Origin of the sequence: Methylobacterium sp. WL7 (assembly GCF_008040085.1) — a bacterium.
In the GTDB taxonomy this organism is placed as follows: domain Bacteria; phylum Pseudomonadota; class Alphaproteobacteria; order Rhizobiales; family Beijerinckiaceae; genus Methylobacterium; species Methylobacterium mesophilicum.
Map to the genome: position 1 here is coordinate 1 of NZ_VRVG01000189.1, position 6,911 is coordinate 6,911.

Sequence of the window (6,911 nt, forward strand, 5' to 3'; positions counted from 1 at the left end):
TCCCGGCCGTTGGCCCACCATGCGTACAGCCCTCATCGCCCTGATCGTGCTGGTTCGGTTTGGCCCTGACGTCGCCTATGCGATGCACCATACGCTCCCGGGCCCAGACACCTCGCGCCAGACGACTGCACCGAAGTGGATCGTCAGCCCTCCCGCCGTCGTGGTGATACGGCCGCTGACGCCCTGACAAAGGCCCGAAGGCGGACGGGTTCGAAGCGATCGGTCGCCGGAAGCGGCTGAAGACGCTCGGGTTCTCCGACACGATCCACAGCACTTCACCGCGAAGTCGCGTCCTCCCCGATCAGCCGTTGAACCCAGCCCCTGCATCGGGTCTGTTCGCGTTTGTTCTCATACGGCGGAGGGGCAGGTGCATCTCAATCGGGTCGACGAGCTGTTGATCCAGAGTCCGGATGCCGTGCGGGTTCCGCTGATCGGGCACGCCCTGTGCGCAGGCTTCCCGTCGCCGGCCGACGACTTCCTCGAGGGCGCGCTGGAGTTGCCGCGCTGGCTAGTGCCGAACCCGCCAGCGACCTTCCTATGGCGGATTTCCGGCTCCTCGATGGAGGGAGCCGGCATCTATGACCGCGACCTCGCCTGCGTGGATCGCAGCCTGAAAGCCGGCCACGGCAGCGTCGTGGTCGCGGCAGTCGACGGGCAGATGAGCTGCAAGCGCCTGGTGCTCGACGGCAATGTCGCCCGGCTGGCATTCTGCAGCCCGGACCTGGGGCGTGGTGCGGTTCTCGATCCGCTGGCACGTCGCGTGGGGGCGGCTGTCGTGAGCGCTCCGCAGCCGCGCCTGCACGATCGGATTGGCGGCGGCCGTGCTGTGGCGCTGATCGATGGCAATAGCTTCTACTGTAGCTGCGAGCGCGTGTTCGATCCGAAGCTCGCCGCGGTGCCGGTGATCGTGCTGTCGAACAACGACGGCTGCGCCATCGCCCGGACCAGTGAGGCCAAGGCTCTCGGCATCAAGATGGGCGACCCGTACTTCAAGATCCGCGAGATGTGCCGGCGGCAGGGCGTGCGCGTGTTCTCCTCGAACTACACGCTCTATGGCGACATGAGCGGCCGCACCAACGCGGTCTACCGACAGTTCAGCCCGCAGGTGGAGATCTACTCGATCGACGAGAGTTTTCTGAACCTCTCGGACGTGGCGCCGGGCCTGCGAGTGGAACTCGCGCGAGACCTCCGCGCCACCGTGCGGACTTGGACAGGCATCCCCTCGTGCGTCGGTATCGGGCCCACCAAGACGCTGGCGAAGCTCGCCAACCACATCGCCAAGACCGTGCATGACCTGCAGGGCGTGTGCGATCTGACCGACCCGACCGCCTACGCGCACTGGCTCTGCCGGATCGATGTAGCCGAGGTGTGGGGCATTGGCCGGGCCTCACTCGCCAAGCTGGAGGCGATGGGCGTGGAGAGCGTGGCGGACCTGCGCGACCTCGACCCGCGGCCGGTGCGCAAAGGCCTGACGGTGGTGGGCGAGCGCATCATCCATGAGCTGCGCGGGCTGGCCTGCCTGCCGCTGGAGATGGTCCCGGCCCGGCGGAAGGGCTGCGCGGTCACCCGCTCGTTCTCTGGACGGATCGAGGACCGGGCCACTCTGGAGGAGGCGGTCTCGGCACACGCGACGCGCCTGGGCGAGAAGCTTCGGCGGGAGGGCTTGGCCACCAATCACGTCACGATCTTCTACCATACCAGCGAGCACGATCGGGACGCGCCGATGCGCTCGGTCTCGACCACCGTCACCTTGCCTGAGCACACCTCGGACACCCTGGCCCTGATCAAGGCGGCACGCCACGGAGTGGCCAAGACCTGGCGTGAGCCCGGGCAGCGTCCGTGGCGCTACTCGAAGGCCGGCATCGTCACCAACGACTTGGTACCGCTGTCGCACAGCCCGAGGGCGCTGATCGGTGCGATGGACCGGGAGCGGTCCGGTCCGCTGATGGCGGCCATGGACGCCTGCAACGCACGCTGGGGCCGGGGTGCGGTGGTGCCGGCCCGTGCGGGACTGGTGGCCAAGCGGGAGTGGAACACGAAGTTCGAGATGCGCACCCCGCGCTACACCACCCAGGTGGGCGAGTTCCCGGTAGCCCACGCCTGAATGTAGCGGACGACCGAGCCATGGTGTGGAAGCGCACTCGCGAGGAAAAACAGCACCATCTATGCGCGGGCCACAACCCACAGGTGGTTGTTCGCAGCATCGTGGGTGCATAGGTCGGTGTTGTGGGACAGCGATGGCGTCGCGGTTCTGCAGCCCTCCCAAGGGCGTTTCCTCCCAAGACTTCGGGCCGCTCCTTCGGGAGTGGCCTTTTTTGTGCCTACGCGTGATTGAGGCGGCCGAAATCCGGGATCCAGAGCATCGTCGTCACCTGGCCTCGGCCAGTTCATCGACACTGGAGGCAACCGTGAAGCCTTCGCGATCGAAAACAGTGTAAATCACCACCGCCGGCTCAACGTCGAGGTTGGCGATATGTGCGACAGCAGCCTCTCTAGCGCTCGCTACCGTCTCGTAGGGATCCGACAGTTGATACATGCGCGTTTCTATCTCCTCATCGGATGAGGCAGGCTCGGCAATCGTGATTTCGACCGTATAGGACATGTCTGTACGCACCCTAGTTCAGTGAAAAACACCAAAGAACCACAGCAATAAAATGATCGGCAACGGTATTCCGATCAGCCATAGCAACCCACCGCGTAGCATTTCTGCCTCCGCTCGTTCGCCTAACTCGTTCGGTTCTGAGCGATTGCCAATGAGAAACGCACGAGAACGAAAAAGCGATGCGTTCCCTCAGAACGAAAGCTGGGATGGTGGTCAAATGCTGACCGACTACCCTCCCGCACCCTTTCCTACCTGCACGCCCTAGCGCTTCAGCGCGAGCAAGTACCAGGCTGGCCTCGCGTCCCCGATCTCGGCCTGGAATGCCGGCGCGCTCAAGATCTGAGCGGCAATCGAAGGTTCGGACATTAGCGGCACCAGGATCCTGGCGCGGGTGTTCTTGCGCGGCCGCGCGCCAGGCGTTCCATCCGCGCCGCTACTGCAGCCGGCCGACGCCAGCGTTCAGGCCCAGCACGATGGCCCAGGCCAGCACGTCCCCGGCGGTGAGCCAGTCGCCGCCGTCCACGCGCCAGTTCTCGAAATCGTCGTCGGGCTCGACGGTGTGGCCGCGGGACGTGAGGACGGTCACGGCTTCGGCGATGGGGTCCGAGTCCTCGAACATGCGGTTCACGGACGCGACGTCAGCCCTCAAGGCGCCGAGCAAGGGTGCGACCGATACTCGTCAGCAGCAATTCAGAGAGGTCGCGGAGGTCGGCATGATCGCCCTGCATGAGCGCTGTGTGGGCTTCGATGCAGCGATCAGCTGCGACAAACAGCGGATCCTCAATACCTTGGGTAAGCAAAGCGGCCGGGATGCCAGAGTTGCGGTGGCCGACGGTGGTGTCGATGTAGGCTCCAAGGCCTTGCATACCGCCACTCTCGTTTTGGGAAATGGTGCCTCGATTTAGGATCCAGCGTACATTGCCCTCTTCACTCAGGACCCGAAACTCGGCTGAGAAGGGGCCGCCGGTCCGGCGAGCCTGGCGGATCTGGCCGAACAACCAATCCCGGTCGTCAGGGTGTATGCGCCCGAGAGCGGTTTCGAGGGGAAGCGGCTGGCCAGCGAGGGCGGCATTGCCGGCCATCACAGCAGCTGCACCTTCGTCCAAGACGGAGCGGCCTGCGGCGATATCAGTATTCCAGATACCAATCAGTCCGGCTGCCCGGAGTGCCGGAATTGCTGCAGTAAGAGCTACCATCGAGTGCCCCGTTTCTTCCCCACAAAACATATTACGAAGAACCAGGCACGAACGTTTCGCTCAATTTATCCGGTTATGCAGACGCGACGATCATCCGCCGACGTGCCTCGGCAAGCCGCTCTTCGTCCGAGTGTTCGGGCAGCTCGGTAGCGACCTTCTCGACGATCGTGCGCGTGGCCGCCTCTTCCAGACCGAGGCCCCGGGCGAAGCCGTCAAGGCGCCGCATCATGTGCTGCGTTGCGGTTCGGTCGGGCAGGGACGGCTCATCACTCATCCCTGGACCGGGAAGCCCATGATGACGGCGGTCATCACCATCGTGCGGCGTAGGCCAGGGGTAGTGGCCTCTTCCGACAGCAGCTTCTTGGCCTGAGGGTGCATCTCGATCGCCTTGGCTACGTCGACCCGGTGACCGGACTTGAAGACGAACGGCTCGGCGTTGCCATCCTTCAGGTAGGCGGTCGTAGCCGCTTCGATCTCGTCGTCCGTCACCTCGGACTTACGGCGCAGGTCGCCGACGCTGGGGATCTCTTTGGCCATGCCGGAGAGCTACAGCGCCCTGCCCGGGGCGTCCATCAGGCGGTCACTCGACGCCAGCTTGGCCGTATTAGGACGCCGCCCCGATAAGGCGCATAGGGTCTCATCCCTCAGCGCAATCCTGTGCCCTGGGCCACGATACGGAGGCCGAGATGGCGCTCGAACTCAAGACCGGCAAAGCGCAGAGCGTCACGGCAGAGGACTTCAACGAGCGGGTGAAACGCCTGCTTGCAAACAAGCCCGACCCGCAGAAGGCTGAGCCAAGGGGCAGAAGCTTCAAACCCAGCAAGCCGCCTGCGAACGCCTGACGAGCGATTACGTCGGCCGGGCGGCCATATCATCACGGCTCGCCCGGTCCTCGCGCACTCTCCCACCGCATCCGCGGCTGGCGCGCTCTCCATAATATAGTCGAGATCCCTCGCGACGTTTCAACGTGACCACGTTACAACGTGGTAGCGCGATCCCGTTGCCAGTTCCTGCGTGGTGGTCTAGGGTCCGATAAGAAGAGATTATCGGACGCCAGAAGACAGCATGCCAGCGACGCCGCCTCGCCTCCCCTTCTCCCACGCCGGGCAAGACTTCGTCGTCAAGGCGCGGCCAGTCGCGGACGGCGTCGAGGTCCGTGGCTTTTGGCATGCGCGCTCGAGGGGACGGACTCGGTTCTCCGTCGTCGTGCCGGCTGACGCCATACAGAAGGCGCAGAGGCCTGACTGGGCCGATCCCGTGCAGGCCGCACTGAAGCTCGTGCGGAACCAGATCATCTCGGCGATCAACGAGGGCGAGCCGCTGGCTGAGGAAGCTCAGCTTTGAGCACCGAAGTCGCCCTCCCCTCACCGACCGGCCTGCAGGCATTTGCCGACCGGGCACGCGAGTACGCGGATCAGTCACGAGTAGCGAACACACGCCGAGCCTATGCGTCGGACGTGCGGGCATTCGCACGCTGGTGTGAGGCACGAGGCGAGGCCTCGTTGCCGGCGAGCCTAGCCGCCATACTGGCCTACCTGATCGACCACGCGACAACGTTGAAAGTTGTCACGTTACAACGTCGTCTTGCTGCAGCGCTACGACGCTCCGAGCTTGCCGAACTCGAGGTCGCCCGTAAGGACGGTGCGGCCTGGATCGAGGAACGGCCCGACGGCCTCGTAGTCCACCTCGCCCGTAGCAAGACGGATCAGCAGGCCGAGGGCGTCGAGATCGGCGTGCCCTATGGGTCGAACATAGAGACGTGCCCGGTGCGCAGCTATCGTGCGTGGATACAGGCAGCCTGCCTGAAGGAAGGTCCGGTGTTCCGGCCTATCGACCGGCACGGGCGGCTCGGCACCGATGCAGTGACGGATCGGGCCGTGGCCCGGATCGTTCAGCGCTCGGTTGAAGCAGCTGCGCTGGCGGCGGGGCATTCGCTGGAGGAAGCGAGCCGGCTCGCGGCAGGCTATGCCGGGCACCCGCTCCGGTCCGGCCTCGCTACGTCGGCCGCGGCCAACGACGCGCCCGGCCACGCGATCCAGCGTCAGCTTCGGCACAAGCGCTTCGACACGACGAGCGGCTACATCCGGTCCGGGCAGCTCTTCAAACAGAACCCGGCTGGGATGGCAGGGCTGTGATGCGCGTCTTGGCTCTCACCACACAGAAGGGCGGATCAGGCAAAAGCACGCTCGCAGCCTCGCTCGCGGTCGCGGCGATGCAGGACGGGGAGACGGTCGCGGCGCTCGATACAGATCCGCAGGCGTCACTCGTAGGCTGGGGGCGGCGGCGCGAAGCGAACGGCTTGGACGTACATCGGGTCGAGCCGTCAGTGTTCGCCGGCACGCTTGGGCGGATCCAAGGCGCAGGCGCAGTCTCGCTCGTCATCGTGGACACACCCGGCCGGTTCGGGCCTGATGTCGCCCTGGTACTGCGCGAGGCCAGCCTGTGCCTTCTACCGGTGAAACCGTCCATCCTCGATGTCGAGGCGGCCCGGCCGACGGTCGAGCAGTTGCGGCTCCTCAAGCGGCAGTTCGCCTTCGTGCTCAACCAGTGCAATCCCACGACGCAGGCCCGCACACTCGACGCGGCGACGGCCTTGGTGAGCACTGGAGCGCTCGCGCCCTCGATGGTCGCGACGCGATCAGATTTCCTGGACTCGATGACGACAGGACTCGGCGTCACTGAACTGGCGCCGAAGGGCAAGGCAGCCGTCGAGATCCGGCTGCTCTGGCAGTGGATCAAGGCGCAGCTCGCAGGGGCGAAGGCATGAGCAAGAAACCGCGGCCATCCATCAACGATCAGCTCGCCAGGATGGCTACGCAGGCACAGGCACCAGCCGTCGAGGCACCGCGTGACTCCATTGTCACGGGCCAGCGTGACGACGTGACCACGTTACAACGTGACAGCGTGACAGCGTTTCCACGGGTCAGCGTGACGACTGACAACGTGGTCTCAGAGCCCGCCGGGCCGGAAGGGTACAAGCGGCGGGTCCGGTACGAGAAGCCTCATGCCTCAATCTACGCGCACCCGAAGGTGTTTAAGGCGCTTCGCGAGATCGCGGCTGCCACGGACTGCAAGCCTCATGATCTCTACGTCGAAGGGTTGCGCATGGTTCT

12 protein-coding genes and 1 pseudogene are annotated in these 6,911 nt (G+C 65.0%); 8 read left to right on the forward strand and 5 right to left on the reverse strand.

Going from position 1 to position 6,911, the window contains the following annotated elements; genetic code table 11:
- From FV233_RS30955 to FV233_RS27230, 3 genes and pseudogenes are all read left to right on the forward strand, one after another.
- Nucleotides 1-187, forward strand: a 187-nt coding sequence (locus FV233_RS30955) for a hypothetical protein (RefSeq protein ID WP_210249511.1), incomplete at its 5' end; no start/stop codon positions are given.
- Between the two features lie 180 nt (nucleotides 188-367).
- Nucleotides 368-779: pseudogene (locus tag FV233_RS27225) on the forward strand (S24 family peptidase).
- On the forward strand, nucleotides 776-2,104 hold the full coding sequence (locus FV233_RS27230; RefSeq protein ID WP_147899383.1) for a Y-family DNA polymerase: 1,329 nt from the start codon (nucleotides 776-778) through the stop codon (nucleotides 2,102-2,104). Before FV233_RS27225 ends, FV233_RS27230 begins: the two are co-directional and overlap by 4 nt.
- 264 nt (nucleotides 2,105-2,368) lie before the next feature.
- Here the strand turns inward: FV233_RS27230 and FV233_RS27235 are convergent, their stop codons facing one another.
- From FV233_RS27235 to FV233_RS27255, 5 genes are all read right to left on the reverse strand, one after another.
- Nucleotides 2,369-2,602, reverse strand: coding sequence for a hypothetical protein (locus FV233_RS27235; RefSeq protein WP_147899384.1), 234 nt, complete (start codon nucleotides 2,600-2,602; stop codon nucleotides 2,369-2,371).
- Nucleotides 2,603-3,035: 433 nt separating this feature from the next.
- Nucleotides 3,036-3,221: a hypothetical protein gene (locus FV233_RS27240; RefSeq protein ID WP_147899385.1), complete on the reverse strand. Its 186-nt coding sequence runs from the start codon at nucleotides 3,219-3,221 to the stop codon at nucleotides 3,036-3,038.
- Nucleotides 3,222-3,240: 19 nt separating this feature from the next.
- On the reverse strand, nucleotides 3,241-3,798 hold the full coding sequence (locus FV233_RS27245) for a PAS domain-containing protein (RefSeq protein ID WP_147899386.1): 558 nt from the start codon (nucleotides 3,796-3,798) through the stop codon (nucleotides 3,241-3,243).
- Nucleotides 3,799-3,871: 73 nt separating this feature from the next.
- A complete protein-coding gene (locus FV233_RS27250; protein WP_246690109.1) occupies nucleotides 3,872-4,027 on the reverse strand; it encodes a hypothetical protein in 156 nt (51 codons plus the stop codon).
- Between the two features lie 41 nt (nucleotides 4,028-4,068).
- Nucleotides 4,069-4,335, reverse strand: a complete 267-nt coding sequence (locus FV233_RS27255; RefSeq protein ID WP_147899387.1) for a hypothetical protein — start codon at nucleotides 4,333-4,335, stop codon at nucleotides 4,069-4,071.
- Nucleotides 4,336-4,484: 149 nt separating this feature from the next.
- Between FV233_RS27255 and FV233_RS30690 the strand changes: the two genes are divergently transcribed.
- The 5 genes from FV233_RS30690 to FV233_RS27275 all read left to right on the forward strand — a co-directional run.
- Nucleotides 4,485-4,640 carry a hypothetical protein gene (locus FV233_RS30690; protein WP_187277607.1) on the forward strand — a complete coding sequence of 52 codons (156 nt, stop codon included), beginning with the start codon at nucleotides 4,485-4,487 and terminating at the stop codon, nucleotides 4,638-4,640.
- 223 nt (nucleotides 4,641-4,863) lie between these two features.
- Entirely contained in the window at nucleotides 4,864-5,142 is a 279-nt protein-coding gene (locus FV233_RS27260) for a hypothetical protein (RefSeq protein WP_147853200.1), read from the forward strand.
- A complete protein-coding gene (locus FV233_RS27265; RefSeq protein WP_147899388.1) occupies nucleotides 5,139-5,933 on the forward strand; it encodes a site-specific integrase in 795 nt (264 codons plus the stop codon). The genes FV233_RS27260 and FV233_RS27265 overlap by 4 nt, the downstream gene beginning before the upstream one ends.
- An 8-nt stretch (nucleotides 5,934-5,941) precedes the next feature.
- Nucleotides 5,942-6,565, forward strand: a complete 624-nt coding sequence (locus FV233_RS27270) for a ParA family protein (protein WP_187277606.1) — start codon at nucleotides 5,942-5,944, stop codon at nucleotides 6,563-6,565.
- Nucleotides 6,562-6,911 (forward strand): hypothetical protein (locus FV233_RS27275; RefSeq protein ID WP_147899389.1); only part of this gene is annotated, 350 nt, incomplete at its 3' end. The genes FV233_RS27270 and FV233_RS27275, both read left to right, overlap by 4 nt.

Bases quoted from the DNA above. Each gene is read 5' to 3' on its own strand.
- FV233_RS27245 (WP_147899386.1), bottom strand. From the start codon at position 3,798: ATGGTAGCTCTTACTGCAGCAATTCCGGCACTCCGGGCAGCCGGACTG.
- FV233_RS27235 (WP_147899384.1), bottom strand. From the start codon at position 2,602: ATGTCCTATACGGTCGAAATCACGATTGCCGAGCCTGCCTCATCCGAT.
- FV233_RS27255 (WP_147899387.1), bottom strand. From the start codon at position 4,335: ATGGCCAAAGAGATCCCCAGCGTCGGCGACCTGCGCCGTAAGTCCGAG.
- FV233_RS27250 (WP_246690109.1), bottom strand. From the start codon at position 4,027: ATGATGCGGCGCCTTGACGGCTTCGCCCGGGGCCTCGGTCTGGAAGAG.
- FV233_RS27260 (WP_147853200.1), top strand. From the start codon at position 4,864: ATGCCAGCGACGCCGCCTCGCCTCCCCTTCTCCCACGCCGGGCAAGAC.
- FV233_RS30690 (WP_187277607.1), top strand. From the start codon at position 4,485: ATGGCGCTCGAACTCAAGACCGGCAAAGCGCAGAGCGTCACGGCAGAG.
- FV233_RS27240 (WP_147899385.1), bottom strand. From the start codon at position 3,221: ATGTTCGAGGACTCGGACCCCATCGCCGAAGCCGTGACCGTCCTCACG.